Origin of the sequence: Granulicella sp. S190, from assembly GCF_009766095.1 — a bacterium.
In the GTDB taxonomy this organism is placed as follows: Bacteria; Acidobacteriota; Terriglobia; order Terriglobales; family Acidobacteriaceae; genus Edaphobacter.
Window position 1 is genome coordinate 91,961 of record NZ_LMUD01000044.1, and the last position, 26,646, is coordinate 118,606.

Annotated in this window: 22 protein-coding genes; 8 read left to right on the forward strand and 14 right to left on the reverse strand. The window is 59.5% G+C overall.

Annotated elements, in window-relative coordinates:
• Positions 1–213: 213 nt before the first annotated feature.
• The 4 genes from GSQ94_RS19545 to GSQ94_RS19560 all read right to left on the reverse strand — a co-directional run bounded on the left by GSQ94_RS19545 (position 214) and on the right by GSQ94_RS19560 (position 2,613).
• Positions 214–591, reverse strand: a complete 378-nt coding sequence (locus GSQ94_RS19545) for a TMEM14 family protein (protein WP_158945531.1) — start codon at positions 589–591, stop codon at positions 214–216.
• Positions 592–685: 94 nt separating this feature from the next.
• Positions 686–1,192, reverse strand: coding sequence for a DUF427 domain-containing protein (locus GSQ94_RS19550; RefSeq protein WP_158945532.1), 507 nt, complete (start codon positions 1,190–1,192; stop codon positions 686–688).
• Between the two features lie 103 nt (positions 1,193–1,295).
• Entirely contained in the window at positions 1,296–1,652 is a 357-nt protein-coding gene (locus GSQ94_RS19555) for a hypothetical protein (protein WP_158945533.1), read from the reverse strand.
• Positions 1,653–1,722: 70 nt separating this feature from the next.
• A complete protein-coding gene (locus GSQ94_RS19560; protein ID WP_158945534.1) occupies positions 1,723–2,613 on the reverse strand; it encodes an SCO family protein in 891 nt (296 codons plus the stop codon).
• A gap of 18 nt (positions 2,614–2,631) precedes the next feature.
• Between GSQ94_RS19560 and GSQ94_RS19565 the strand changes: the two genes are divergently transcribed.
• From GSQ94_RS19565 to GSQ94_RS19575, 3 genes are read left to right on the forward strand one after another with little or no spacing between them, the layout of a single operon-like run.
• Positions 2,632–3,831, forward strand: a complete 1,200-nt coding sequence (locus GSQ94_RS19565) for a sugar MFS transporter (protein ID WP_254064005.1) — start codon at positions 2,632–2,634, stop codon at positions 3,829–3,831.
• 45 nt (positions 3,832–3,876) lie between these two features.
• On the forward strand, positions 3,877–6,615 hold the full coding sequence (locus GSQ94_RS19570) for a PD-(D/E)XK nuclease family protein (protein WP_158945535.1): 2,739 nt from the start codon (positions 3,877–3,879) through the stop codon (positions 6,613–6,615).
• Positions 6,608–10,216 (forward strand): exodeoxyribonuclease V subunit beta, encoded by a 3,609-nt coding sequence (locus GSQ94_RS19575; protein WP_158945537.1) that lies wholly within the window; start codon positions 6,608–6,610, stop codon positions 10,214–10,216. The genes GSQ94_RS19570 and GSQ94_RS19575 overlap by 8 nt, the downstream gene beginning before the upstream one ends.
• A 33-nt stretch (positions 10,217–10,249) precedes the next feature.
• Here GSQ94_RS19575 and phoU read toward each other — a convergent pair whose 3' ends face one another.
• From phoU to GSQ94_RS19610, 7 genes are all read right to left on the reverse strand, one after another.
• Complete coding sequence (gene phoU / locus GSQ94_RS19580) at positions 10,250–10,912, reverse strand: phosphate signaling complex protein PhoU (RefSeq protein ID WP_158945539.1); 663 nt, start codon at positions 10,910–10,912, stop codon at positions 10,250–10,252.
• Positions 10,912–11,670, reverse strand: a complete 759-nt coding sequence (gene pstB, locus GSQ94_RS19585; RefSeq protein ID WP_158945541.1) for a phosphate ABC transporter ATP-binding protein PstB — start codon at positions 11,668–11,670, stop codon at positions 10,912–10,914. Before pstB ends, phoU begins: the two co-directional genes overlap by 1 nt.
• On the reverse strand, positions 11,670–12,581 hold the full coding sequence (gene pstA, locus GSQ94_RS19590; RefSeq protein WP_158945543.1) for a phosphate ABC transporter permease PstA: 912 nt from the start codon (positions 12,579–12,581) through the stop codon (positions 11,670–11,672). Before pstA ends, pstB begins: the two co-directional genes overlap by 1 nt.
• Position 12,582: 1 nt before the next feature.
• On the reverse strand, positions 12,583–13,644 hold the full coding sequence (gene pstC / locus GSQ94_RS19595; RefSeq protein ID WP_158945603.1) for a phosphate ABC transporter permease subunit PstC: 1,062 nt from the start codon (positions 13,642–13,644) through the stop codon (positions 12,583–12,585).
• Positions 13,645–13,777: 133 nt separating this feature from the next.
• A complete protein-coding gene (pstS, locus tag GSQ94_RS19600) occupies positions 13,778–14,785 on the reverse strand; it encodes a phosphate ABC transporter substrate-binding protein PstS (protein ID WP_158945545.1) in 1,008 nt (335 codons plus the stop codon).
• A 122-nt stretch (positions 14,786–14,907) separates the two neighbouring features.
• Positions 14,908–16,263, reverse strand: coding sequence for a cell wall metabolism sensor histidine kinase WalK (locus tag GSQ94_RS19605; RefSeq protein WP_158945547.1), 1,356 nt, complete (start codon positions 16,261–16,263; stop codon positions 14,908–14,910).
• A 15-nt stretch (positions 16,264–16,278) separates the two neighbouring features.
• Complete coding sequence (locus tag GSQ94_RS19610) at positions 16,279–16,983, reverse strand: winged helix-turn-helix domain-containing protein (RefSeq protein WP_158945549.1); 705 nt, start codon at positions 16,981–16,983, stop codon at positions 16,279–16,281.
• A gap of 159 nt (positions 16,984–17,142) precedes the next feature.
• Between GSQ94_RS19610 and GSQ94_RS19615 the strand changes: the two genes are divergently transcribed.
• Positions 17,143–17,511 (forward strand): response regulator transcription factor, encoded by a 369-nt coding sequence (locus GSQ94_RS19615; protein WP_158945551.1) that lies wholly within the window; start codon positions 17,143–17,145, stop codon positions 17,509–17,511.
• Between the two features lie 37 nt (positions 17,512–17,548).
• Positions 17,549–19,348 carry an ATP-binding protein gene (locus tag GSQ94_RS19620; RefSeq protein ID WP_158945553.1) on the forward strand — a complete coding sequence of 600 codons (1,800 nt, stop codon included), beginning with the start codon at positions 17,549–17,551 and terminating at the stop codon, positions 19,346–19,348.
• Positions 19,349–19,361: 13 nt separating this feature from the next.
• On the opposite strand, the gene GSQ94_RS19625 is transcribed toward GSQ94_RS19620, so the two are convergent.
• Together GSQ94_RS19625 and hemW are read right to left on the reverse strand one after the other, a co-directional pair.
• Positions 19,362–20,408, reverse strand: a complete 1,047-nt coding sequence (locus GSQ94_RS19625) for a low specificity L-threonine aldolase (protein WP_158945555.1) — start codon at positions 20,406–20,408, stop codon at positions 19,362–19,364.
• 38 nt (positions 20,409–20,446) lie between these two features.
• Positions 20,447–21,673 carry a radical SAM family heme chaperone HemW gene (hemW, locus tag GSQ94_RS19630; RefSeq protein WP_158945557.1) on the reverse strand — a complete coding sequence of 409 codons (1,227 nt, stop codon included), beginning with the start codon at positions 21,671–21,673 and terminating at the stop codon, positions 20,447–20,449.
• A 103-nt stretch (positions 21,674–21,776) separates the two neighbouring features.
• On the opposite strand from hemW, the gene GSQ94_RS19635 reads away from it, so the two are divergent.
• Together GSQ94_RS19635 and GSQ94_RS19640 are read left to right on the forward strand one after the other, a co-directional pair.
• Positions 21,777–22,553, forward strand: a complete 777-nt coding sequence (locus GSQ94_RS19635) for a thioredoxin family protein (RefSeq protein ID WP_158945559.1) — start codon at positions 21,777–21,779, stop codon at positions 22,551–22,553.
• A 58-nt stretch (positions 22,554–22,611) separates the two neighbouring features.
• A complete protein-coding gene (locus GSQ94_RS19640) occupies positions 22,612–24,648 on the forward strand; it encodes an ABC transporter ATP-binding protein (RefSeq protein WP_158945561.1) in 2,037 nt (678 codons plus the stop codon).
• On the opposite strand, the gene GSQ94_RS19645 is transcribed toward GSQ94_RS19640, so the two are convergent.
• Positions 24,635–25,453 carry a YdeI/OmpD-associated family protein gene (locus GSQ94_RS19645; protein ID WP_254064006.1) on the reverse strand — a complete coding sequence of 273 codons (819 nt, stop codon included), beginning with the start codon at positions 25,451–25,453 and terminating at the stop codon, positions 24,635–24,637. The genes GSQ94_RS19640 and GSQ94_RS19645 overlap by 14 nt on opposite strands.
• Between GSQ94_RS19645 and lpxB the strand changes: the two genes are divergently transcribed.
• Positions 25,379–26,617 (forward strand): lipid-A-disaccharide synthase, encoded by a 1,239-nt coding sequence (lpxB, locus tag GSQ94_RS19650; protein WP_254064013.1) that lies wholly within the window; start codon positions 25,379–25,381, stop codon positions 26,615–26,617. The genes GSQ94_RS19645 and lpxB overlap by 75 nt on opposite strands.
• Positions 26,618–26,646 lie beyond the last annotated feature (29 nt).

A 26,646-nucleotide genomic window follows, 5' to 3' on the forward strand; every position in this document is an offset into this window, starting at 1 on the left:
GGCAGCCAGCAGCCATCGGCGCGGCTTGACCAGATTCCAGACCTCAGGCATCACCTTGTTCAGCTTGGGCTTTGGACGCGAAGCCGTTAGCTCGGCCACCGCGGCTCTGCCGGTGCCGCGGGAGGCGCGGTCAACGGACTTCATACCCCCGCCAAAGCTGGAAGGACCGAAAGAGGAAGACATGTCTATGTTAAGTTTACGCTTTAGTCTCTGCTAAGCCAGCCGCGCCCGGCGTGCAGAGATAAAAGAACGCACGCAGAACAGCACATAGATGAGGCAGAACAGGCAAAGCGCTCCTTTCTCTTCGACCGCGATGGGATGCGGGAACGAAGCGCCACGAGAGAGCCGTAGCGTGTCGATCGCAGAGGGAATCATCCCCAGAAACACCAGCAATGCCACCGTAACGGAGATGTGCATCCAGAGCATCCGCTTCTTGGAGTCCTCCGTGTTCGCCATAACCCCGAAGAGGACGAAAAAGATGCCGATTCCGCTCGGAATCAAAGACGTAGGATGAGCGCTGCCCGTGGTGACATAACCGGTGATGCCAAGCAGGATCAACAAAATGCCGAAGGCGATAGTGAGCTTTGCCATGTGCTGGAACTCCTTCAAGGAACGAAGTATCAGAATACTTGATGGGAGCAGACGTCTGCGCTATCGCTGCCAACTCAGCGACGACTGCTCGTTGCTACCAGCCGAGTGTACCGGGTGCGCCCTTGAACGGCCCTTTGATGTTTGAAGTAATCCACCCGCCGTAGAAGTCTCCCACCTGCGGAACGACACGCTCTCCATTTACCATGCACTCATCGACGCGGTTTGCATAGAAGGCGAGATAATTCCGAAGCGCGGCATAAGCGCTGGAAGGATCTCTATAACTCCAAGCCGCATCCGTGCGGCGAGCAGCCAGCTCAGGTGCTTCCAGAGAAGCAGACACATCAACCGTCCAATAACTGGCCGAGCCTTTGAACTCGCAAAAGCTACTGCGCCGGTTGGACGGCTCAAGAAACTGCATCGCAATGTCCGACTGCGGAATGTAATAGACCGGAGGATGGCTCGTCTCGAGAATGCGAAGTGCGCGATTGGTATCGGCCAACACAACTCCACGATGCACAACGCGAAGATGGCTTGAGGTGGGCTCAAGTCGGGGTGGGCGCGGATAGTCCCACACCGACTCAACCTCACTATTGCTCGCCATACAAACAGCTCCTCGCTGTCATCTTCCTGACGCGATCTAGCCTCTTTAGCAGCTATAAAAAACTCTACTTTCAGCCATAGAAATGCGGACAAAAAAACCAGTTCTAGCGCGGTCCCGGACCGCCATTGAGCAGATGCGCCATAGCCGTATCGTAGCCTCGTCGAAATCCATCTCGATAATCCCTGCGTTCCGCATGAGGAACGCTCGGATGGCGATATTCGTCGCGATTATTCACATCGGGGTGACGATGATTCTCCAGGTCCTTCCGTGCTCCTTCGATGCCGTCATGAAACCCCTGGCGCTGCGCATCGCGAAACTCGCCCGGAGGCGCATCCCAACCACCTGGACCCTGGCCATATCCGGCAGGCGACGGTCCGTAAGATTGCACCATCGCGAAACCAGGCACTGCAAGAGCAATGATAAGGACAAGAACTGGAGCGGCATACCGGCTGAGCTTCATAGTGAACTACCTCGGTGCAGTGGCACACAGATAGTCAGATGGCCGATCGCAGCTTCTTGTTGTCTGAAAGCTAAGCGGCACTCTTCCGTATGGCCGCCAAAACATCCTCGGGCTTCCACTCATTGGTGGGATACCAGTCGACGATCTTGCCATCTTTTCCTATGAGGATCGTAGAGAGAGAGTGCGTGAGAGACTTGCTATCCCCAGGCGTCACGCCCACGTTGAAGAACTGTGTCATGGCAGGCAACTCCTTCTCCGTGGGCGCCGCGAAGTCCCAGTGTTGGAAACGCTCGTTAGTGTAGTTTCCGGTATACGCTCCCCCGTAGCTGCGAAGCACCTTCGGCGTGTCGTAGGCCGGGTCAAAGCTGACGCTGATCAGATGAGTCTGTTTGTAGAGTGCGGGATCCGCGGCAAGCGCTCTGTCAATCTCCGCGAAGTTATGGCTCATGCGGGGGCAGAAGTCAGCCAACTGACAACGCGTATAGATGAACGTCATCAGCACCACCTTGCCCCTGAACTGCTCCAGATGGATCGTCCGGCCGCTCTGGTTCAGAAGTTTGAAATCGGGAACCACATCTCCTGCTGTCGGGACGTGGTAAGCCACGGGTGGCATGTAGTCTGGGCGAGCCTGCGCGATGACCACAATATCGGTCAACCGCACATCTTCATAGCCCTCGCTTCCCTTCTTGGCCAGCACCTTCGCCGTGATCCGATCGCCAGGGTGAAGCTCGCTGACCACGCTCGGATCGGCCAGCTTGTAGTCCATTGTCATTGCTTCCATGAAGCCGGGAACCTCTTCGCCATCGAGCGTAACGTGCGTAGCGTCAGTCGAGACGACTCTGCCGCGAAGTGTAAAAGTCGCTCCCGGAGCTGCTTGCTGTGAGGCCACAGGTTGTGTGTTCTGATGGCAACCTGCGAGAAGAGTCAGACAGACGAAGAGAAATAAAAGCTTGCGAGACACGTGGAGACTCCTGACTCAATGATAATGGCTGAAATGCAAGATCAGGACGCCGCCACATCGAGAGAGCGAAGCAGACCGCAAGCGCCCTCCGTAGCGCTAATGCACTTTGGGCTGATGCTGGCCGGGTTAGGTACGGCACTCCTTGGGCCGATTCTTCCTCTTTTGGCCAGACAATGGCAGATGGTCGACTCGCAGAGCGGCCTGTTGATGATGGCGAAGTTCTGCGGCGCCTTTCTTGGCGGCATCACCGTATCGCAAAAGTTAAACCGAAGCCTCCTCATAGGCCTGCTCTCGGGATTGGTTGGATTCGGCGGATTCGCCCTCTCCCCATCGATGGGCATCGGGTGCGTGGGCCTCTTCATTGGCGGATTTGGCCTCGGTCAGATCATCACCTCGGTCAATATCCTCGCGGGCCGCAGGTTCACGGCGCATCGAGGCTCCGCCTTGTCGCTACTGAACTTCTCTTTCAGCCTCGGAGCCATGCTGTCTGCTCTTCTGACTGCATGGTTGCTGCCTCGATTTACCCTGCGAGTCGTCCTGGAGGACTTCGCGGGACTCTTTGCCGTTGGCGTTTTCATCCTGTCAATCCAGATGCGTATGGATCAGTCCATCCCGAAAAATATTGGCGGCGCGCCAATTGAAACCGCCCCGAAGACCGGCTTAGGCAGTCGTCAGTATCTCTACTTCGCGGCGTTGCTCGTGCTCTACGGAGGGCTGGAGACCTGCCTTAGCGGGTGGCTGACCACCTTCGCTCTGCGATATGGTGATAGGACTCTGGCTGTCAGCGAGTACACGACGCTCCTCCTCTGGATGGCCTTGACCTTCGGCCGTCTCGGCGCTTCTGCAACCATGCTTCGTATTGGCGAGAAGACAGTACAACGCTGGAGTCTCGCACTCGCAGCAATATTCACGGCAGCCTTGGCGATGTCGCACTCAGCCATCACCATCGCCGTCTTCGCCGTACTCCTTGGGCTAAGTCTCGCTCCCTTCTTTCCCGCGACCTTCGCCATGTTGATGGCGGAGCGACCCACTGCCCGGCAGGCCGGAATCGTAGTAGCCGTCTCGGGCCTCGGCGCAGCGGCGCTCCCGTGGACGATGGGGGTCGTCTCTTCGAAGACCGGCTCCCTGCAACTGGCTCTCATCCTTCCCTTTGTGGCAGCCCTCGGCCTGCTGGGTTTGAGCTTATTCCCGCCCCGAGCCCACCACGCCGCAGACTGATGTCACAGGCTGCTTTTCCTGTGACCGTGGGCGTATAACCGAAGTATGGATGGTCGTGGGTCGCTGCAGGGTGGGATTGCTCAGGCACTGGAGCAGGGCGCAGTAGTCGTAACCGGAAACCAACGAGCCGCGCGGACGCTTCGACGCGGGTGGGACCAGCGCAATCGTGACCTGGGGCATGCCACTTGGACGCCGGCAGCCGTGCTGCCGTGGGATGCATGGCTGACCAGCCTATGGCAACGTCTAGTGGTGGAGGGTCACGTTGCCCAGATGATTTTGAACCGCACGCAGGAGCAGGTGGTATGGCAAACAGTTCTTGAGGCGGACGAAGAGCTGGCCAGCCTGCGAGGTGTAGATTCGCTGGCCGCAATGGCGGCTGAGGCCTGGCGGCTCATCAATAGCTACGACGGCAGGCAACGCCTGCGAGGAGCGATAGGCAACTTCGATACCCGGTCGTTTCAAAAGTGGGCATGGGCCTTCGAACGCCTCTGCCACAGCGAAGATCTCCTGTCGCAGTCCCAGCTGGAAGACAGGCTAAGCGAGGTACTGGAGAGCGGCATAGCAGGATCGACTTGGTTCGGCGATCACGCGGCCAGGATAGCTCTCGTGGGATTTGATCGGATCACTCCCGCGCAGCAACGGCTTCTTCGCACAATTCAGTCAACAGGCATAGCAGTAGAGGAGTTGCAGATCACCGTACCAACGCAGAGACAAACGTTGGTCGAAGTAGAAGAGAGCCAGCAGGAGTTGTCTCTCGCAGCGCGGTGGGTGCGTGAGTTCCTCGAAGAGAACCCGAACGCAACCGTCGCTGTGATCGTTCCCGCACTCGAGGCAGAGCGCAGAGAGATCGACCGCGTCTTTCGCGAGGTTCTGGCACCCGAACTCGAAGACATTCGCGCAGACAGCGACACCGGACCTTATGAGTTTTCGCTTGGCATGGCATTGGCGGAGATACCGATGATCGTAGCCGCCTTCGACCTTCTGCGATGGGTTAACGAGCCGCTCCCTCTGGAGCGGGTGAGCAGTCTTCTGCTGTCGCCTTACTTCGCAATGACAGCCGAACAACGAACCGCGCGCGCCGCCTTCGACGCCTTCGAGCTGCGCAAAACGCGGATGCTCCGTCCGGAGATTACACTCGACGGCCTGATCACCCTGATGGATAAATCAAAAAGAAGGCAGCACCTCTCTCAACTACTTGGCGTGCTGCGTTCAACACAGAGGGTTGCCAGCCGCCTGCAGGGACTCGACGCTCGAACCAACGCCGAGTGGGCGGAGAAGATGCGTGAGCTTCTGGCAGCGGCAGCATGGGGCACTAAAGCGAAAGAGACCAGCGTTCAGTTTCAGACGCGCCTGAAGTGGGAGAGCGCGCTCGATGAGCTTGCCACATTAGACTTCGATGGCGTCTCCGTCGAGTTCGCACAATCCCTGGCTGCACTTGAAAGAATTGCTCACCAGACCATGTTTGCACCAGAGTCGAGAGACGCTCCCGTACAGATAATGGGTCCGCTTGAGGCTGCAGGAAGCACCTTCGACGCCGTGTGGTTTCTACGTGCGGGAGAGTTGAGCTGGCCCACGCCAACCTCGACCAACTCTCTTCTGCCCTGGCATCTGCAACGAGAGCTAAAGATGCCGGGAACCGACATCAACCTCGACAGCAATCACGCCCGAAGAATGACGGAACGTATCGCGACGAGCGCCGGCACTGTCATCTTCAGTTACGCAAAAGAGTCGTCAGAGGGCATGCAACGTCAGTCTTCCCTGCTCTCCGAACTGACGCTGGAAACCGTCAACATCCCCGATCTCGTAAAAGAGGAACCGGAGCGAACCGTTCTCGAACTGGAGCAGGTTGCGGATACAGCCAAAGTTCAACCCCTTCCAGACAGGGTAATTCGCGGCGGGGCAAGAATACTCCAGCTGCAGGCAGCTTGCGGCTTCCGCGCCTTCTCCGAGCAGAGACTCTGGGCCACGGAGCTTCAATCGATCGAACCCGGCATCGACGCAAAGGAGAGCGGAATAGTGGTGCACCAGGCCCTCGAGCTCTTCTGGAACGAAGTGAAGACGCAGGATGCTCTCCGCTCAATGACGAGGGAGGAGCGCGCGGAGGCACTGGATTGGTGTATCGCTCAGGCCTTGCAGAAGTCCGCCGAAGCAAGCGCAACCGAATGGGACGAAGCCTACATGGAGGTGCAGCATCTGAGACTACGCAGACTGCTCACCGATTGGCTGGAGTTGGAATCAAACCGTGAGCTGCCCTTCGAGGTCAAACTCAGCGAGAAAGAATTTGAAGATGTCCACGTTGGCCCGCTGCGTCTCAGCGTTCGCATGGACCGCGTGGACGTAGTGGAAGGTGGAGAGGTCTTGATCGATTACAAGACCGGCCAGGCTTCGCCGAGTGACTGGCTTACCTCCCGGCCCGATGCTCCGCAACTCCCGCTATACGCAATCCTCTCGCAGGCAGATCAGCTACAGGGAGTCGCGTTCGGCCTCGTCCGAGCGGGCGAAGGCCTCGATCTGAAGGGCTACGCAGTCACCTCCGGAGTGCTGCCCAGCATGACCAGGATGAAAGATGCTGCAACCCTCGAAGCTCAGGTGGAACAGTGGAGAAGAGTCCTGGTGTCGCTCGCAGAAGAGTTTCACTCGGGCGATGCGCGTGTGCGTCCGAAGACCTATCCCGGCACCTGCACACACTGCGGGCAACGACTTCTCTGCCGGCTTGACGTCTCGCTTCTCGAAGAAGAGGACGAGCAGGAAGACAGCTCTGCCTCGGAGGTAAGCCGTGGCTGATCTCTTCCTCGTTCCTCAGAACGACACTCCGCAAAAAAATCAGTCCGACAGCCGTCCGCCGGACTGGCACGAACGAGAGCGCGCGCTCGATGTTCAGCGTTCGTGGATAGTGGAGGCGCCGGCAGGGTCGGGCAAGACTGGCCTTCTGATCCAACGCTACCTCAAGCTGCTTGCCGATGAGAGTGTCGAAGATCCAACTCAGATTCTTGCCATTACCTTCACCGTAAAAGCAACCAACGAGATGCGGGAGCGCGTCCTCGCCCAACTGGAGAGTGCCTCACGACACGATCCTCTGAAGGGTGACTCTGCCTTTGCCAGCGAGACTCGCGCCTTGGCAGAGGCAGTCCTTCGCCGCGATGCGTTGCTCGGTTGGGATCTCTTGCTGCATCCGCGCAGGCTCAACATCCGCACCATCGATTCGGTCTGCGGAGAGATCGCTCGTCTGCTTCCCGTCCTATCCGGCGGTGGCGGCCGCCTCACTCCGGTAAAAGATCCGACGCTGATGTACCGCGAGGCAGCGAGGGCGACCCTCATGCAGCTTGGTGGACAAGACGCCGAGTTAGACAATGCCCTGCGCACCGTGCTGCTCCATCGCGATGGCAGCCTTCGCGACTGCGAACGTCTGCTCATGGAGATGCTTCCTCTGCGCAATCAATGGGGAGAGCTCGCTCCCATGGGGCGCCATCAGCTGGACGACGCCTTCCTCGACGAAACCGTGCTGCCAAAGCTCGAGTGGGCGCTCGAGCAGGCAATATACGCTGGACTGACGCGGCTCTCCAACACTGTTCCGGCAGACATCCTGCAGGAGTTGACCTCACTCGCAGGCGAGATGGGACACGCCGAAGGCTACAAAGGTAATCCCTCGCCCATCGCCATGTGCGCCGATCTGCACACAGCCCCGCAACAGACATCAAAGGATCTGGAACACTGGCAGGCCCTGATTCATCTACTCACCACGCGGGAACAAAAATGGCGATCCGCCACCTCTCGCAATCATCTGGGCTTCGAGATTGAGAAAAAACACGCCATCCAGTTGAAGCTCTTTGTGCAGGAGCTGCGCGATCGCGACGGCGTGCTCGAAGCCATCAAGAGTGTGAACAACCTGCCTCCCGCTCAGTATCCGGAGGAGCAGTGGGTCGTCGCGAAGGCGTTGTTTCGCATTTTGAACCGTGCGCTCGTGGAACTGCAGCTCATCTTTGCACAGCGTGGCGAGTGCGACTTCGCCGAGCTCGGACTACTTGCTCAAGTCGCACTGCGACGCGACGGCGCTGTCGCCGATCTCAACGAGGCACTCGGAATGAAGCTGCGCCATCTGCTCGTCGATGAGATGCAGGACACCTCCACCAGCCAATATGAGCTGATCCAACTGCTCACACAGGGTTGGGACGGACACAGCCAGACGGTCTTTCTCGTAGGTGACCCAAAGCAATCCATCTACCTCTTCCGTCAGGCTCGCGTCGAACGGTTTGTCAGAACGATGCAGAGCCAGCAACTAGGCGATCTGCCTGTGGGAAGACTGCAGCTCACCGCAAACTTCCGCTCGCAGAGAGAGCTTGTCGAAGCGTTCAATGAGGACTTTTCGCTGCTCTTCCCACGCGAAGTCACCGACGCCAACGCAGAGGAGGTGCCCTATGTCGAAGCTCAAGCGGTGCGCGGAAGCTCGCAGAGCGGATCGCTGAATCTCGTGTGGCACGCGCATGTCTTACCCGCAGGAGCATCTCCCGAAGCGGCGAAGAAGGCGAAGCGGCGACAGGTAAAGTCTCAGGCAGAGCAGATACGCGACATCGTCGAGCAGTGGCGCAACCGCCCCCTTCCGCATGGCCGGAGCGAGCCATGGAAGATGGCAGTCCTCGTTCGAAGCCGCAACCTCCTCGCCGACATCGTCGCAGAGTTCAAGGACGAATCGAAGGGCTCCCTGCCCTTCCGTGCCGTCGATATCGAGGCCTTGGGAGAACGTCAGGAAGTTCTGGATCTGTTTGCCGTGACCAGGGCTCTGCTGCATCCGGCCGATCGTGTAGCATGGCTAGCGGTCTTGCACTCTCCCCTGTGCGGACTCGGGCTTGCCGACCTTCACCTGCTCACAGGCGCCGACGATCCCAAATGGTCCGAATGGTGCATCGAGGATCTCGTCGCCGACCGGGCGAATCTCTTGAGTGCAGAAGCTTGTGAAAGGCTGAGGCGCGCATGGCCTGTCTTGCAGGCAGCATCGGAGAGCAGATCGGAGCTCACCGCAGCTCAATCTGTGGAGAGGACATGGCGATCTCTGGGCGGCGATGCTTTCTTGAAATCAGCGGAGTTGGCCAATGCGCGGAGATACTTCCAGCTGCTGGATGAGTTAGAGCAAGAGGCCGTTACGATCGATGTGACTCAGTTGAAACACAGGCTCGGTGAATTATTTGCTCAACCGGCTTCCGCCACAGGGGCCGTCGATCTGATGACGATTCACGGAGCGAAGGGCCTTGAATGGGATGTCGTGATGGTCCCGGGTCTCGAAAAGAAAGCGCCCATACCCCGCGAAAAACTCCTGACGTGGAGCGAGATTGACTCCGGCGAAGCAGAAGCCGCGCAGATGGTGTTAGCCCCGATCCCAGGTCGCGGCGAAGGCTCCAAGGACCTGAATAACTGGCTGAAGAGTCTGGAAAAAGCAAGGGAGGCCGCAGAGAGAAAAAGACTCTTCTACGTCGCCTGTACACGAGCGAGAGAGGAACTACATCTCTTTGCATCTCCTGAGGAGACCTCAAAAGGTCAGATCTCTCGCCCTTCCGGAAGCCTGCTGGCAACCGCATGGCCCGCAGCTGAGCGGCACTTTCAGGCAAGTCCCTCAACCCAGGAAGAACAAAGCAGCAACCTTGTGCAGTTTGAGCAGCCATTCCTCTTTGATATCGCCGCCAACGCCGATGAGGACAGCCGGCCAGCCATGCTCCAGCGTCAACCACTACGCTTCAAACCGGAAGAAAGATTTTTGGTAGACCATAAACTCTCCTACGGCGAGGTCAAAGCGACAGCCGCCTCCGCGAACTTCGCGCGTCCTGAAGGCTCCTTCGAAGCTCGCACCTTTGGAAATGCCGTCCATGTCTTTCTGGAGACACTCGCAAAGAGACTGACAAACACCGGCGCCGATGCGCTGCTACCCGAAGTGGCAGCGTGGACTCCACGAATTATAGGAGTGCTGCGAGCAAGCGGACTTCCTCCCGCCGCCGTCGGCGATCTCGCCTCGCGCGTGAAGGCAGCACTCATCAACACGCTGCGACATGAAGAAGGACGCTGGCTGTTGAGTCAGCGCGAGCAGGCATCCAGCGAACTCGCGCTAACCACGTGGACCGATACGCGCAGCAGCGTACGACTGGACAGACTTTTTCTTGGCGGCCCATCTCCCATGGACGACGGCACAGATCATCTTTGGATCATCGACTACAAAACGGCAACACACGGGCGGCAAGGCATCGACGAGTTTCTCGCGGGAGAACGTGCAAAATACGACGGGCAGATGCAGACGTATGCGCAGCTACTCAAAGGGCGCGTCTCTAGCGGGAACCTGCGCGTGGGGCTGTACTACCCCCTGCTCTCGAAGTTGGTCTGGTGGGTGCCCGAGATAGACTAACCGACCATCGTCGCTGGAAACGCCTCCGCGATCTTAAGCCGTGCTGTTGTTATGCCGGACATCTGCTCCCCGCACCCAGAAGATAACATCCTCCGCAATGTTGGTGGCATGATCGCCAACGCGCTCCAGATTCCGGGAGATGATCAAAGCGTTGAGCGATTGCGGGGTCAACTCCGGCTTCTCCTTGATCAACGAACTCAGCGCATAAAACGCAGCGTCATTCATCTCATCCACTTGATCGTCGAGCCGCAGAACCGACTCAGCAAGTTCAGCGTCGCCTTCAATAAAAGCCTGCAACGACTTCCGAACCATCGCAGAGGAGAGTGAGGCGAGCTTGGGAATGTCGACAGGAAGATCGATATTGGCAAAGGCGCCCATCTCTCGCACCCGCACCGCAATATTGACCGCCTGATCGCCTACCCGTTCCAGGTCAGCGTTGATACGGATCACGGAGAGGATAAAGCGAAGATCGATAGCCATAGGCTGTTCCATGGCAAGCAGGTCGAGCGCCATCTGATCGATCTCGCGCTCCAGGCGATTGATCGAAGGTTCGGCTCGGAAGACAAGCTCGCAGATCGAGAGATCCCGCGTCCGGTAGGCCTCGATGGAGCGTTGAATCGCCTGCTCCGCCATACCTGCCATTACCAGCAACTTCTCCTTCAGATCGTCAAGGCTCTGATGAAATTTAACCCGCATCAGCCGAACCTCCCGGTGATGTAATCTTCCGTTCGCTTGTCCCGCGGATTGGTGAAGATCTTGTGGGTCGAATCGAACTCCACCATCTTGCCGTTGAGAAAGAAGCCCGTGTTCTCGGCGACGCGCGCGGCTTGCTGCATGTTGTGTGTCACGATCACGATCGTGTACTGACTCTTCAACTGGAAGATAAGGTCTTCGATCTTCGAAGTCGAGACCGGATCAAGTGCAGACGCAGGCTCGTCCATCAGCAGAACTTCAGGATCGACAGCCAGTGCGCGTGCAATACACATACGCTGTTGCTGGCCGCCCGAAAGTGAGGCGCCTGACTTCTTCTTGAGATCGTCCTTGACCTCTTCCCACAACGCAGCCTGCTTCAGTGAGCGCTCTACCGTCTCATCGAGGATCCGGCGATTGCGAAAGCCATTGAGCTTCAACCCGCTCACAACGTTATCGTAGATCGACATCGTAGGAAACGGATTCGGACGCTGAAAGACCATACCGACGCGGCGGCGAATTTCAACCGGCGAAGCATCGCTATAGATGTCGACATCGCCCATCTTCACCGTGCCCGTTGCGCGTGCGATGGGGTTCGTCTCATGCATCCGGTTAAGGCAGCGGACGAAGGTGGATTTGCCGCAGCCGGAAGGACCGATCAGCGCGGTGGCGTGGTTCGCCGGGATATGCAGGTTAATATCCTGCAGCGTGTGCGTCGTCCCGTACCACGCGTTCAAATCCTCAACTAAAATGCCGACTCCCACTAGCTTCCTCCCTTGAGTGCGCCGCGGTTGGCAAAGATGCGGACGAGCGTGACTGAGACCATAATCAAAACGATAAGGACCAGCGAACCGGCCCACGCCAGACGATGCCACTCGTCATACGGCGAAATCGCGTACACGTAAATCTGCAACGGCAGCGCAGCGATAGGCTCGCTGAGTTTAAAGCTCCAGAACTGATTGCCGAACGCAGTAAAAAGCAAAGGCGCAGTCTCGCCGGCCACTCGTGCGAAGGCCAGCATGCAGCCGGTAATGATACCCGGCGAAGCTGTCCGCAGACTCACCGAGATCGCAGTGCGCCACTTGGGAACGCCCAGGCCCAGCGCAGCCTCGCGAATCGCATGCGGTACCGTAGCCAGCATCTCTTCCGTGGTCCGTGTGATGGTAGGAACCATCATGATGGCAAGCGCAACGCCTCCAGCTAATGCAGAGAAATGCTTCTGCTGCATGACAATCAAAGAATAGATCGCGATGCCCATCACGATCGACGGCACGCCATTCAACACGTCTGCGGTGAAGCGAACCGCAGTAGCAAGTGCCTTGCCGCGGCCGAACTCGGCAAGGTAAACCCCCGCGGCGATCCCAATAGGAATACCCATCAGGCTCGCCAAAAAAAGAATGATGCCCGAGCCGACGATGGAATTCGCCATCCCTCCACCCGACTCGCCCACCGGAGCCGGGATGCGGGTAAAGAAGGCAAAGTTCAGCGAACTGGCGCCCTTGTAGATCAGGTAAAAAAGAATCGCGATCAACGGCAGGATCACCAGCACGGTCGCCAGGATGCAGAGACCGCTGACAAGATAATTGATTGCCGTGCGCATCATCGTGTTCCTGCGCATCGACTTCGATTCGAAGTCCATCGGACGGGGCTGGTTGCTGAGTGGTTGTGTACTCATGTCAGTTCACCCGCGCCGGTGCGTTGCGAGTGACCGCCCAAACCATCAGCCGGGCAATCGCATTGACGACGATGGTGACCAGGAAGAGCGCGAGGCCAATCTCAATCAGGGCGCTGAGGTAGAGATCCCCCGTAGCCTCGGAGAACTCGTTCGCAATCACGCTCGCCAGCGTGTAGCCGGGAGCGAAGAGTGATTTGCTGATGTCGGGATGGTTGCCGATAACCATCGTGACCGCCATCGTCTCGCCAAGCGCACGCCCGAGGCCCAGCATAACGGCGCCAACAATCCCGATGCGGGAGTTGCGCAGAACCCCGATACGGATCATCTCCCAGCGAGTGGCGCCAAGGGCGAGCACAGCCTCGCGCTGGCTGTTGGGAACAGCGTTCATAATGTCGCGGGTCAGCGAAGAGATGATCGGAAGGATCATGATCGCCAGAATCATACTCGCAGTCAAAAGTCCGACACCAAAGTTCGGACCTTCAAAGAAGCCCGTCCACCCCAGCGTCTTATAAAGAAAAGGACCGATGACATCCCGCATCAGCGGAACCAGCACGAAGACCGCCCAAAGTCCGTAGACAACGCTGGGAATGGCGGCCAGTAGCTCCGTGAGAAATGAGATCGGCGCGCGCAGCGGACGCGGGCACAGCTCGGTCAGGAAGACGGCGACGCCGAGAGCCAGAGGAACGGCCATACACAGAGCCAGCAGCGACGTGGCAATCGTCCCGTAGATAAACGGCAGAGCGCCGAAGTCGCCCGAGACCGGATCCCACGCCTGGCGCGTAAAGAACTTCCAGCCGAACTGCATCAGGCTAAGTCGTGAGTGCACCACCAGAATGCCGAAGATAAAGATGACGATCGCGAAGATGCTGCATGCGCAGAGCAGCATGACTGCGGCGAAGCTGTTGTCTGCCAGACGGCCGCTTCCCCGTTTGCTGAGGAAATCACGAATCGGAGACAGGCTCGCGTCTGCCCCGGAGGCCGCATCGGTAGAGCTTGCCGCCGGAGCATTCGGCAGGGGGGATGGTACAGGTAACGGAGACCTGGATTCTCTTTCGGGAGTCATACGGGTAGAAGACACAATCCTATTTTCCTGACGGTTTGACTCTACGGGTCGATTGTATCGGGCTTACCATCCTGAGATCGGGAAGAAAAAGAAGCCGCACGGATTCTGATGCAAAATCCGTGCGGCAGTACAACTACTTCACGTTTGCGATGCTCTTGCGAACCATGTCCTGCACCTGCTTCGGCAGCGGGGCGTACGTAAGAGCAGCGGCTTCGTTCTCACCGTGATCCAGCATCCAGCCGAGAAACTCGGCCAGCGCCTTTGCCTTGTTCGGATCAGTCGAGTGCGTCGGAATCAGCAGCCAGGTAAAGCTCGAGATCGGGTAAGAATCGGCACCCGGAGCATTGGTGATCGAGACCCGGTAGTCGGCAGGCATCGTCTTGGCTGCAGCAGCCGCAGCAGCGGTCACGCCGCTCGTCGAAGCCTTCAGAAACTTCCCGGAGGCATTGCGAACCGCGCCAAAGCTCATCTTGTTCGTCTCAGCGTAGATCAGCTCGACATAGCCAAAGGAGTAAGGCGACTGGCGAACCATGCCCGCGACGCCTTCATTTCCCTTTTGGCCAATACCTGTAGGCCACTTCACAGACGTGCTATGCCCCACTCTGCTCGACCAGTCAGGGCTCACCTTAGAGAGAAAATCGGTGAAGATATACGTCGTTCCGCTTCCGTCCGAACGATAGACAGGAAGAATCGCCTTATCCGGCAGGTTGACGCCAGGATTATCCTTCGCAATTCGCCCGTCGTTCCACTTCGTGATCTTCCCCAGATAGATATCGGCGATCACATCGGAAGAGAAGTTAATATCTTTGTTGACCCCTGGGATGTTGTACACCGGAACCACAGCGCCCAAAACCGTAGGAATATGCATCACCTTGACCTTGGCGTCCTTCAGCTGCTGATCGGTCATCGGACCATCGGTCGCACCAAAATCGACTGTTCCCTCCGATACCTGGCGGATACCTCCGCCCGAACCGATCGACTGATAGTTGATCTTCACATTCGAATGCAGCTGGCTGTACTCACTAAACCACTTGGAGTAGATGGGGTAAGGAAACGTCGCCCCGGCTCCGTTGATGTTCTGTGCATTGGCTCCGACACTGACCATTGCCAGTATGCCCGCTGCGATAACTTTCAGATTCACATATCCCCCTAGGCTTAAATGCATCGATCCAGCAATCCCGTCAATACATCCTCCTTAAGTGTGAGCGGAGATTGTTACGGGGAGGTTACATGGGGGTGAAAACGGCATTATTCCTTGGATTTTTAAGCCTTCGGCAACGTAAAAATGAACGTGCTTCCGGCATTCAACTCGCTCTCGGCGCGAATCGACCCTCCGTGCGTCTGCACCATGTGTCGTGCAATCGCCAGCCCAAGTCCGGTCCCTCCCGACTCCCTCGACCGCGCCTTGTCCACCCGGTAGAAGCGCTCGAAGATCCGGCTCAGGTGCTCGGAAGCAATTCCAGGACCAAAGTCGCGAACGCTGAACTCCACCGCCTCAATCGGATCCGACACCTCGCGAGAGCTGATGACCACCTTGCAGTGACGCGCATTACGAGCCTGGCCGTACTTGATCCCATTCTCAATCAAATTGCTCAGCACCTGAACGATGGCGTCGGTATCGGCGAAAACCTCCGCAGTCGAGATCTCGCCGATCTCAAGCACCGCCTCGGCATCCTGCACCAGGCCACGCATCGCCTGCACCGCATCTCGCACCAGCATATCCGCCGGAATCGGCCCGGGATGCAGCTCCTGTTCGGACGACTCGACCCGCGCCATCACCAGTAGATCCTCGGTCAGGCGGTTCATCCGCGTGGCATTCTTCAGAATGATCGTCAAAAACTCGCGCGCCGCCTTGCTCAACGACGCCTCATGATCGAGAAGCGTCTCCACGTAACCCGTAATAGAGGTCAGCGGCGTCCGCAGTTCATGCGACACGTTCGCCACAAAGTCGCGCTGCGTTCGTTCCACCTGCTCGATCCGCGTAATGTCATGCAAAACCGCAACCGCACCTCCGCCGGGCATGGGCGACACATTCACCTCGAAGATGCGCCCCGGTAGAAGCGAAGTCGAACGGCCATCGCTCACCACCCGCTGTTCCAGCGCAGTCCGAACACAGTCCAGAATCTCCGGATCGCGAATCGTCTGAACCAGTGCGTGTCCAACCCGGATGGAGCTGCTAACCGACGTGCCGGGAATCAACCTCTGCATTCGCTGATTCGTCCACTGAATCCGCCCTGCGGGATCCACAGCCACCACCGCATCCTGCATGCTGTCGATCATCGCCTCAAGCTCGCGCCTGCTCTCGGAGGCATCGTTCAGTGCGCGGTTCACCTCCTCGGAGGCGGACGAAATCGATCGCGCCAATCCCTCGAAGTCGCTGAACGAGGACTTGACCTCGCTGACCTGCCGCTCTGGAATCGCCGCCGCCGCGCTCTGCAGACGTGCGAGATTCTGCCGAATCGAGCCCGTCACCAGAAACGCATTCAGGCCCGCCCACGCGAGCACCAGCACCGTTCCAATCAACCACCCATGCGGCATCATCCAGATTCGCAGCACTACCAGCAACGCCAGGGCGATCGCAATGCGGAGAAAGAACGAAAAAAAGAGACCACGCCTCACAAGCTGCTCCCGCGCCTAGGCCTGCGCAGCCTTGGGAATCTCGAAGCGATAGCCGGCCCCGCGCATAGTCTTCAAATACCGTGGCGTCTCTGCATCAGCCTCGATCTTCTCGCGAATACGCCGAACATACACGTCCACTGAGCGCGGCGTAACAAAACGAGCATCCCCCCAGACAGCATCCAGCAGGTGATCGCGGCTAAAAACTCGCCCAGGATGGCGCGCAAGATAGTCCAGAAGCCGGAACTCCGTAGCCGTCGTCGTCACCAGCTCTCCATCGACACGAAGCTGCATCGCACTGGCATCGATCTCGACATTCTCGAACTTCAGCACCGAAGGCGCACTTGGCCGCTCGAAACGCCGCAGCACCGCCTTCACCCTCGCCACCAGCTCGCGGGTGGCAAACGGCTTCGTGATGTAGTCGTCCGCACCCATCTCCAGGCCATGCACGCGGTCGTTCTCAGCCGCCCGGGCCGTCAGGAAGATAATGGGAACCACACTCAGAGTCGGGTTCTGGCGCAGCCTCCGGCACAGATCCAGCCCATCGCCTCCAGGCACCATGATGTCCAGCAGAAAGAGTGCTGGCGGTTGCCGCTCGGCATCGCTAAGTATCTGATTGATAGCAAGATAGGGTCGAACAGTGAAACCGGCGCTCTCCAGGTGGTACTGCACCAGGCGGGAGATATCCGCATCGTCTTCCAACACAAAAATCGTCTGACTCACTTCGTAAACCTCTGTCAACTCGCGACTTGATTAATGTCAGGTTAGCGCACCACCGACGGGGGATTGCTAACGTACGATGAATCGTCCACAGTAAACAGCAGGAAGGGTACGTTCGTATACTCTAGAGTAATCCTACGGACCAACGACGGGCAGAACCGTATGACTCAAAACTCCAATCTCGTTCTCTGCGTGGACGACGAACGAATCGGACTCGAAGTCCGCAAGATCTTGTTGGAACGCGCTGGATACCGGGTACTGACAGCCTCGGATGGGCCCACCGGACTTGCAATCTTCTCGACCGAGCCCATCGAAGCAGTCGTCCTCGACTACTCCATGCCGGGCATGCATGGCGGCGAGATCGCAATCCAGATGCGCCGGACCAAGCCAACCGTCCCTATCCTCCTGCTTTCCGCTTACATTGGCCTGGCCCCCGAAGTGACCGCTGTCGTCGATCTATATATGACCAAGGGAGAGGGAGCGCCAGTCCTGCTCGAAAAGTTGGGCGCCCTCCTGCAACCGGTGAGCTGATCCCACAAAGAGTTGCATCATAGGGAACGAGAGGGTTGTGAATCTAAGTCAGTTCAATCATATTTTGCGGCAGGTCTTCGCATTGCCTGTCGTGGCGCTGCTGGTGGTCGCCGGCGCCCTCTACGTTCAGATTCGGGGATCCAACGCAACCGTCAATCTGATCCAGGAGTCCGATGCGCGAATATCGCAGGCGACCCTGCTCTCCAAACTCATTGTCGATGAGGAGTCAGGCCTCCGTGGATACGAAACCACAGGCGATACAAGATTCCTTCAGCCCTTTTACGATGCAGAATCCCATCTGCAAACTGAAATCCAGATTCTCGACAATATGGCCGGGGCCGATGCCGATCAGAAGCATGACATCGTTGACCTCCGTGATGAACATCAGACCTGGCAGGACGCCTTCGCTCTCCCCGTCATCGCCACCGTCCGCGCTGGAGGGCAGACCAACGACGTCGACCTGAACCTTCACGGCAAGGTTTTGATGGATAACGTCCGTCATGACCTCGACGACATCATCCAGAAGGCCGAGGCCAGCCGCACCCGGCGCATCGCCCGCTGGCATCGTCAGGTGCACAGCCTCCTTCTCGTGTTGCTCGCTCTGGCACTCGGCATGGGAATACTGATCGGGCTCTTCACCCGCGACCGCCTCCATGCTGTCTCTGCCGCCTACCGGGGCTCACTCGACATCCTCGGTCGACGCGCCGAGGAGCTCTACCAATCCGAGCAGCAGCTTCGTACCACCCTCGACTCCATCGGCGACGGCGTCATCACCTGCGATGCCGAAGGCTGCATCCAGATGATGAATCCCGTAGCCACAGAGCTGACCGGCTGGAGCCAACCCGCGGCCAAAGGCCAGCGCCTCGAAGACGTCTTCCGCATCGTCAGCGAGACCACGCGGCAACCCGTCGAGACGCCCGTAGCTAAAGTCATGCGACTGCATAAGACCGTTGGTATGGCCAACCACCACACCATTCTTCTGCGCAAAGACGGCACCGAGCTCGACATCTCCGACAGCGGAGCGCCCATCCGCGACAAAGCCGGAAACACCATCGGCATCGTCCTCGTCTTTCGCGACATCACCATGGAGCGCAAGACCCAGGAAGCTCTCATCGCCAACGAAAAGCTCGCCGTCGCCGGACGTCTCGCCGCAACCATCGCCCACGAAATTCACAATCCCCTCGACTCCGTCTCCAACCTGCTCTACCTCATGCGCAACGGTGCCACCCCGGAAGAGTCAGTCCACTTCATGGACATGGCCGGGCAGGAGCTGGCTCGAGTGACCCAGATCAGCCGCGCCATGCTCGGCCTCTATCGTGAGTCGAAGGCTCCCGTCGTCGTCGACCTCAAAGAGATGCTCGAAGAGATCCTGCTCCTGATGGAGAGGCGGCTCAGCGACCTCGGCGTCACCGTCTCCACCGAAATCCCAAACCGGGTCGAGGTCTCTGCCTTCCCCGCCGAGCTGCGTCAGGTCTTCACCAATCTCATCACCAACGCAGCTGAGGCAGCAGGCGCAGGCGGCGAGATCAAAGTCGCCATCCAACCGCAAGGCCAGGCGATTGAACCCGGCGGGCAGAAGCACCAAGCCGGCGCGACCGTCACCATCACCGACAACGGCCCCGGCATCCCCGACGAGATACAGCCGCATCTCTTCCAGCCCTTCTTCACCACCAAAGGAGAGCATGGCACCGGCCTCGGTCTATGGGTTAGCCGTGGCATCATCAACAAACACGGTGGCACCATCACTGTCGCAAGCGACACCGGCGCCGAAGTCCACGGCACCGCCGTTAGCGTCTTCCTCGCCAAAAACCCCACCATCAACGCAGGCGGCGATTAGCGTAGCGCCAACGCTAAAGCGCCTTCAGCTCCTCCGACACAATCGCCGCTGCCCTCTCACACGCCGCACGATCCACATCGTAGTGCGTTACAAACCGCACCGCGTGAGCTCCGATCGCGCTGACCGCCACGCCCCTCTGCTTCAAGCCCGCCGCGAACGCCGCGGCATCGCCCCCGCTCGCTGAACCAACTCCGTGCAGTTTGAAGATCACAATGTTAGTCTGCACCGCATCCAGATCGATCTCCGCCTTTGCAGGATGCGCCGCAACCGCCTCTGCCAGCAGCTGCGCATTCGCATGGTCCTCATGCAGCCGCTTCGGCATCTCATGCAGCGCAATCAGCCCGGCAGCCGCAAGAATCCCCGCCTGCCGCATCCCCCCGCCCAGCGCCTTCCGGTAGATCCTCGCCTCTTCCATCGCCTTCCTGCTACCCACAAGCATCGAACCCACCGGCGCTCCCAGCCCCTTCGACAAGCAGAACATCACCGTATCGAATCCGCTCGTAAGCTCCTTCACGCTGATCCCCAGCGCCACCGCCGCATTAAAAATCCGCGCCCCATCCAGGTGAACCGGCAGCCCCGCCTCGTGAGCACCCGCCCATACGCCCTCCAGCACCGGCAGCGGGGTCACCGTACCGCCCGCCATGTTATGCGTATTCTCCAGGCTCACCAGCCCCGTCTGCGCACGGTAGTAAATCTTCGCCCCGATCGCAGGCTTGATATGCTCCCACGTCAGAATCCCTCGCTCCGCCGCAACCGTCCGCGCCTGGCAGCCAGCAAACGCCGCCATCATCGCCATCTCCCAATCCAGCACATGCGACCGCGCCTCGCAGATCACCTCCTGCCCATGCTGCGTATGCAGGCGAATCGCAATCTGGTTCCCCATCGTCCCCGTCGGCACAAACAGAGCAGCCTCGCGTCCGAACACCTGCGCCGCCTCGCTCTCCAGCCGGTTGATCGTTGGGTCTTCTCCATAAACATCGTCGCCTACCTCCGCGGAGGCCATCGCCTCACGCATGGCTGCAGTAGGGCGGGTGACGGTGTCGCTGCGCAGATCGATCATGGTATTCGTTCTCTCCTCGGTGTGTAGTACTTCGTTTGTTACGCAGCCGCTGGAATCAACAAGCGGCTGAAAACTTCGTTCGAAACCACGCGACCCTGCGCAGTCAACCGTATCCTGTCGGACTCAACCTCCAACAAACCAGCATCGCGAACCTCATTCAGCGCAGGCATCGCCTCAAGCAGAAGCCGCTCGCCGAACTCTCTTCGCAACACTCCAAGATCGATGCCTTCATTCAAGCGCAGTCCAAGAAAGAGCGACTCTTCAAAGGCGTCGCTGCGCCCCACTCTATCTACTTCCTCATCGTCACCCCCCCGCTCCATTGGAAGCAGCGGAAACGAACTAGACACCGTGCCCTGCAAAAGATAGCGATCCAGATCGCTCGTGTTAGCGAACCTCACCGCATCCTCTCCTGCAGGCAGCATGGAGTGAGCATCCAACCCAAATCCAATATAAGAATGTCGCCGCCAGTACTTCAGATTGTGCCGCGAAGCATGTCCCTCCCGCGCAAAGTTCGAGATCTCATACTGCTCAATCCCCGCCTCACCCAGCAGCTCACAAGCCCGCTGATACCACTCCGACGCCTCATCCTCCGAAGCCACATCCCCAGCACCATAGCGGCTCCCCTGCTTCAACATCTCGCGCCCCAGCCGCGACTCGTCATCCACCTCCAGCAGATAGACACTCACATGCGGCACGCCGCTCGCAATCGCCTGCTCCACCGAGTACCGCCAACTCTGCGCCGTCTGGTGAGGCAGCCCTGCGATCAGATCGAGATTGATCTCTCCCACCCCTGCCCGTCTCACCCTCGAAATCTCCGCCTCGCACTGCTCCCGCGTATGCAGCCGCCCCACCGCCGCACTCTCGCGATCGACAAACGACTGCACCCCAAAGCTGATCCGGTTCATCCCCTGCCGCAGCAACTCTTCGAGCGTCTCCTCCGCAAGCTGCCCCGGCGCGCACTCCAGCGTGATCTCCGCGCCGCTCTCTAAGCCAAACTCGCCACGCAAACTGCGAAAGATCTCCGCAAACTGCTCCCCTGAAAGCAGGCTCGGTGTCCCACCCCCAAAGTAGATCGTATCGACCACCCTCGGCAGCGACGCACTGATCTTCTCCGCCGCCGCATGCGCCCCGCGAATCTCTCCGCACAGACGATCCACATACTGCTGCATCCGCTCCGGGCCAAACACTCCCGAGGCAAAGTTACAGAACGTGCACTTTGCCTTGCAGAATGGAACCGAGATGTAGACCCCAACAGATCCAGCCATCGACGCGAACGACCCTCACCTGCAATTGTTTCACGCCTCATTCTTTTACGCAGACGTAACGAATCCGGCTGCAAAGACTCTAATCTGGCAGAGGTTCAGCCCCATGTTGCAGATTCGCTCCTTCACCACCGCAGCTCTAGCTTCCCTTCTCCTCGCAGCCCCCCTCACAGCCTTCTCGCAGTCTGCTCCGTCCAATCGCACCCCGGTCCTGGTCGAACTCTTCACCTCCGAAGGCTGCTCCAGCTGTCCTCCCGCCGACGCCCTGCTGGCGAAGCTCGACCACGATCAGCCCATACAAAACGCCGACATCATCGTCCTCGGCGAACACGTCGACTACTGGGACGACCTCGGCTGGCACGACCGCTTCTCCTCGCATCAGTACACCGAGCGCCAGAGCCAGTACAGCGCTCGCCTCGGCGTCGACGGCGTCTACACTCCGCAGATGATCGTCGACGGAACCGACCAGTTCGTCGGCAACGACACCTCGCGTGCGCGCCGCGCCATCACCACCGCAGCACAAAAGACGAAGCTCAATCTAGCTCTCTCCCATCCCACACTCGACGCGCGAAAGATCTCCGCCTCAGTCTCGCTTCCTGCCTCGTCTCAGTCGCATGCAGAGCTCTACGCCGCCCTCGTTGATCCGATGGACACCACCGACGTTCGCAACGGAGAAAACGGCGGACGACGCCTTCAGCACGTCGGAGTCGTTCGAAATCTCCAGCGCATCGGCTCCCTGAAGGATCTCGACTCAGGCCCGCTCCACTTCAGCCTCGATGCTCCCGCCGACGCAAAGCTCGCCGACATGCGCGTCGTCGTCTTCGCCCAGCAGAGCGGCCAGGGCAACGTCCTCGGCGCAGTCGTAACCGATGTGAAACCCTGATAAAACCTGTGCTCCCGAATCCTCGTCGGCCTTGAAGCATCTAGAATAGAAGCTGCTCATGGCCGACGACAAAAATCCAAAAGACTCGAAGCAGGATCCCGCAAAAAAACCGTCGCCGGACGATGAAGTCGCCGGCAAGGCCTACGACGCGCGCCTCATGCGCCGTCTCCTCACCTATCTCAAGCCCTACAAACTCCAGACCGGCCTCTCCGCCCTCACCATCTTCTTCAAGGCCTCCACCGACGTCATGGGCCCGTACCTCGTCAAGGTCGCCGTCGACACCTACATGACCGGCACACCGCCTGCAAAACTCTCCTGGCTCGCGCGGCACCTCAGCCCCAGGCCCATGACCGGCATCACCCAGATCGGCTTCCTCTACCTCGGCGCGCTCCTGCTCACCTACGTCCTCGAGTTCGCCCAGACCTACATGATGCAGTGGACAGGCCAGAAGATCATGTTCGACCTGCGCAGCCAGATCTTCCGCCACCTGCAACGCATGCAGCCCTCGTTCTTCGATCACAACCCTGTCGGCAAGCTCGTCACCCGCGTCACCTCTGACGTCGATGCCCTCAACGAGATGTTCACCTCCGGCGTACTCGCCATCTTCGAAGACGTCTTCGTTCTCCTCTTCATCGTTCTCATCATGCTGCGGATGAGCTGGCCGCTCGCGCTCCTCACCCTCTCCGTCATCCCGGCCATCCTCTACGTCACCAAGATCTTCCGCCGCTATGTTCGCGACAGCTACCGCCGCCAGCGCGCCGCCACCGCACACATCAACTCCTTCACCCAGGAGTACGTCTCCGGCATGTCCATCGTGCAGCTCTTCAACCGTGAAAAGCGGGCCTTCGACGACTACTCCGCCGTCAACGCCGAAAACAAACAGGCCTGGACCGACGCCATCTTCGCCTACGCCGTCTACTACCCCGTGGTCGAGTTCCTCAGCTCCGTCGCCATCGCGCTCGTCATCTGGCGCGGCGGCATCTCCGCGCTCCACTACCTTCAGGCGACGCAGCTTCACGTCCTCCAGCCTCTTCTCCATGCTCTGCCGAAGCCCGGCAGCGTCGTCACCGTCGGCGTCCTCATCGCCTTCATCCAGTACGCGCAGCGCTTCTTCCGCCCCATTCAGGACCTCAGCGAAAAGTACAACATCCTGCAAGCCGCCATGGCCGCCAGCGAGCGCGTCTTCAAGCTGCTCGACACCCAGCCCACCATCGTCTCCCCTGCATCTCCAATCGTAGGAGACAACTCAGGCCGCGTAGAGTTCCGCAGCGTCTGGTTCACCTATCAAACCCTCGATGAAGCCCAGCGCACTCGCGTCGCCGCCGCCACCGAAGAAGATCTCAACTCCTTCGCCGACATCGAATGGATCCTTCGCGGCGTCAGCTTCACCGTAGAGCCCGACGAGACCGCCGCCATCGTCGGCCACACCGGAGCAGGAAAGACCACCATCACCGGCCTCATGATGCGCTTCTACGACATCCAGCGCGGCACCATCCTCGTCGATGGCGTAGACGTCCGCGAGCAGGATCTGAAAAAACTCCGTCAGCGCTTCGGTGTCGTCCTGCAGGATCCCTTCCTCTTCACAGGCACCATCGCCGACAACATTCGTCTCGGCTCCAAGTGGATCACCGATGAGCGCCTCCAGCTCGCCGCCGACGAAGTCAACGTCGGCGACTTCATCCGCTCCCTCCCTCTTCAATTCAACGAGCCCGTCCGCGAGCGCGGCGCTACCCTCTCCACCGGACAGAAGCAACTCATCAGCTTCGCCCGCGCCCTCGCACACTCCCCGCGCATCCTCATCCTCGACGAAGCCACCAGCTCCGTCGACACCGACACCGAGCTCCGCGTCCGCCTCGCCCTCTCCCGCATGATCACCGGACGAACCTCCATCCTCATCGCCCACCGCCTCTCCACCATCCAGCGCGCCGACACCATCCTCGTCATGCACAAGGGCCAACTCCGCGAACGCGGCACTCACCAGCAGCTCCTCACCGAGCGCGGCCTCTACTGGAAGCTCTACCAGCTCCAGTACCGGGACCAGGAGCTAGGCACCGGCACCGACTCCATCCCCCTCGAACCCCTCAGCGCCGACTAGCTCTCTCCCGCTCCGCCGCATTCACGCAATCCTCCACCAGCTTTCTCACCCGCTTCTCCCGGGCCTCCGGGCTCTGGTAATAAAACACCGCCAGCAAACTCGTTCGCCGCTGCGTCACCGTCAACAGCTCCCATCCCCTCCGCGCCGCCGGACGCCCGCGAAACGCCGCCTCCACCACCGGTGGCAGCACCTTCTCGCCCTCCATCGCCAACAGCATCCGTTCGGCCATCTGCTCCGCGCGCCTCTGCCGAGCCTCCACACTCTTCACCGCGCCCAGCCACTTGCCCACCTCGCGCTGCATCGACTCGCTCTGCTCGCCATACCACCGCGCCAGCCTCTTCTCCCGCTTCAGAATCGCCGCAAACTCCCGCGTCAGCTCCGCCTCGCGCTCCTCAAGATCCGGCTCAATCGCAACATCCACCATCGCGCCTACCTTCGCACCCGCGGCCAACTGCATCTTCTTGTTCACCAGCACGTAGTACCCACCTCGCACCGCATCGCCAAACAGAGAAGTCCGAAAGATCTCCCCGCCCATCTCCACCTTCACCCGAAGCCGCACCATCTTCTTCCAGGCCTTCTCCACGTCGAACGGCAGCCACACAATCACCCACCCCAGCCCATTACCGGCTGTCTCCAGCACCGCCCGAAACCGCCTGATCGCACTTAAAACCATGCAATCCCCTCCAGAAAAATCTACACTGATCCCATCGCTACGACCTCCAACCCGCGCATCTTCCTCTCGGCCGGCGAAGCCAGCGGCGACCTCTACGGCGCCCAGATCCTCGCCGAGCTCAGCCAGCGGCACCCGAACCTCACCAGCTTCGGCCTAGGAGGCACCCAGATGGAAGCCGCCGGGCTCGACCGCATTGTCCGCGCCGAAGACGTCGCCCACATGGGTATCACCGAGGTCATCCGGCACATGCCCTTCATCTACGGCCAATACCGCCGTCTCGTCGTCTCCATTAAGCGCCAGCGCCCCGACGTCGCTATTCTCATCGACTTCCCCGACGTCAACCTCCGTCTCGCTCGCGAGCTGAAAAAGCTCAACATCCCTGTCGTCTACTTCGTCAGTCCACAGCTTTGGGCCTGGAAGCGCCGACGCCTCCGCTGGGTCCAGCAGCGTGTCACCCGCATGATGGTCATCTTCCCCTTTGAGCAGCTGTTCTACCGCGCCCGCCACGTCGACGCCACCTTCGTAGGCCATCCCTTGGCAGAGCTGCCCAAACCCACCGTCTCCCGCGAAGACTACGCCGCCCGGCACAGTCTCGACCCCGCCAAACCCTGGATTGCTCTCCTCCCCGGCAGCCGCTGGAAGGAGGTCACCGCCAACATTGAAGTCATGGTTGAGCTGGCTCACCGGCTCCGCCAGGGCTATGAGTTTCTCCTCCCCGTCGCCTCCACCATCGATCCCGAAAAACTCGCCGCCTACATCGCCGGTCCCGACCCATGGTGGCCCGCACGCCCCGCCGCCGAGCTGCAAAAACTCCACATCCGCCTCGTTCCCGACGCCCGCGAAGCCCTCCACCACGCCCGCGCCAGCGTCGTCGCCAGCGGCACCGCCACCGTTCAGGCGGCAGTCATCGGCAACCCCTTCGTCGTCGTCTACCGAGTCTCCGCGCTCACCTTCCGCCTGGCAAAGCGCCTCATCCGCTACCCGCAGGAGATCCCAGCTCAACCCGACGCCAATGGCAACCTCCCCATCGCCATGGTCAACCTCATCGCAGGCCGCCGCATCGTCCCGGAGCTTCTGCAGGAGCACTTCACCGCCGAAACCGTAGCGTCAGCCCTACGCCCCCTCTTGCTCGACGGCCCCCAGCGCGACCAGATGATCGCCGATCTCGCCGAAGTCGGCAGCATCCTTCGTCCACCCTCCCAATTCACCTCCATCCAGCAGGTCTGCGATGCGGTCGAAGCGCTTTTATCGCGAAATGCCGTCGCCGGTGGCCTAAACGCAACCGCAAGCGTCTAACTCTTCGACCGCTGTACCATGATGTTTTG

Excerpts from the sequence above, each read along its gene's own strand:
- GSQ94_RS19625 (WP_158945555.1), bottom strand. The coding sequence starts at position 20,408 with ATGATCGATCTGCGCAGCGACACCGTCACCCGCCCTACTGCAGCCATG.
- pstA (WP_158945543.1), bottom strand. The coding sequence starts at position 12,581 with ATGAGTACACAACCACTCAGCAACCAGCCCCGTCCGATGGACTTCGAA.
- pstC (WP_158945603.1), bottom strand. The coding sequence starts at position 13,644 with ATGACTCCCGAAAGAGAATCCAGGTCTCCGTTACCTGTACCATCCCCC.
- GSQ94_RS19635 (WP_158945559.1), top strand. The coding sequence starts at position 21,777 with ATGTTGCAGATTCGCTCCTTCACCACCGCAGCTCTAGCTTCCCTTCTC.
- GSQ94_RS19640 (WP_158945561.1), top strand. The coding sequence starts at position 22,612 with ATGGCCGACGACAAAAATCCAAAAGACTCGAAGCAGGATCCCGCAAAA.
- GSQ94_RS19565 (WP_254064005.1), top strand. The coding sequence starts at position 2,632 with ATGATAATGGCTGAAATGCAAGATCAGGACGCCGCCACATCGAGAGAG.
- GSQ94_RS19570 (WP_158945535.1), top strand. The coding sequence starts at position 3,877 with ATGGATGGTCGTGGGTCGCTGCAGGGTGGGATTGCTCAGGCACTGGAG.
- hemW (WP_158945557.1), bottom strand. The coding sequence starts at position 21,673 with ATGGCTGGATCTGTTGGGGTCTACATCTCGGTTCCATTCTGCAAGGCA.
- GSQ94_RS19550 (WP_158945532.1), bottom strand. The coding sequence starts at position 1,192 with ATGGCGAGCAATAGTGAGGTTGAGTCGGTGTGGGACTATCCGCGCCCA.
- phoU (WP_158945539.1), bottom strand. The coding sequence starts at position 10,912 with ATGCGGGTTAAATTTCATCAGAGCCTTGACGATCTGAAGGAGAAGTTG.
- GSQ94_RS19545 (WP_158945531.1), bottom strand. The coding sequence starts at position 591 with ATGGCAAAGCTCACTATCGCCTTCGGCATTTTGTTGATCCTGCTTGGC.
- GSQ94_RS19555 (WP_158945533.1), bottom strand. The coding sequence starts at position 1,652 with ATGAAGCTCAGCCGGTATGCCGCTCCAGTTCTTGTCCTTATCATTGCT.
- GSQ94_RS19615 (WP_158945551.1), top strand. The coding sequence starts at position 17,143 with ATGACTCAAAACTCCAATCTCGTTCTCTGCGTGGACGACGAACGAATC.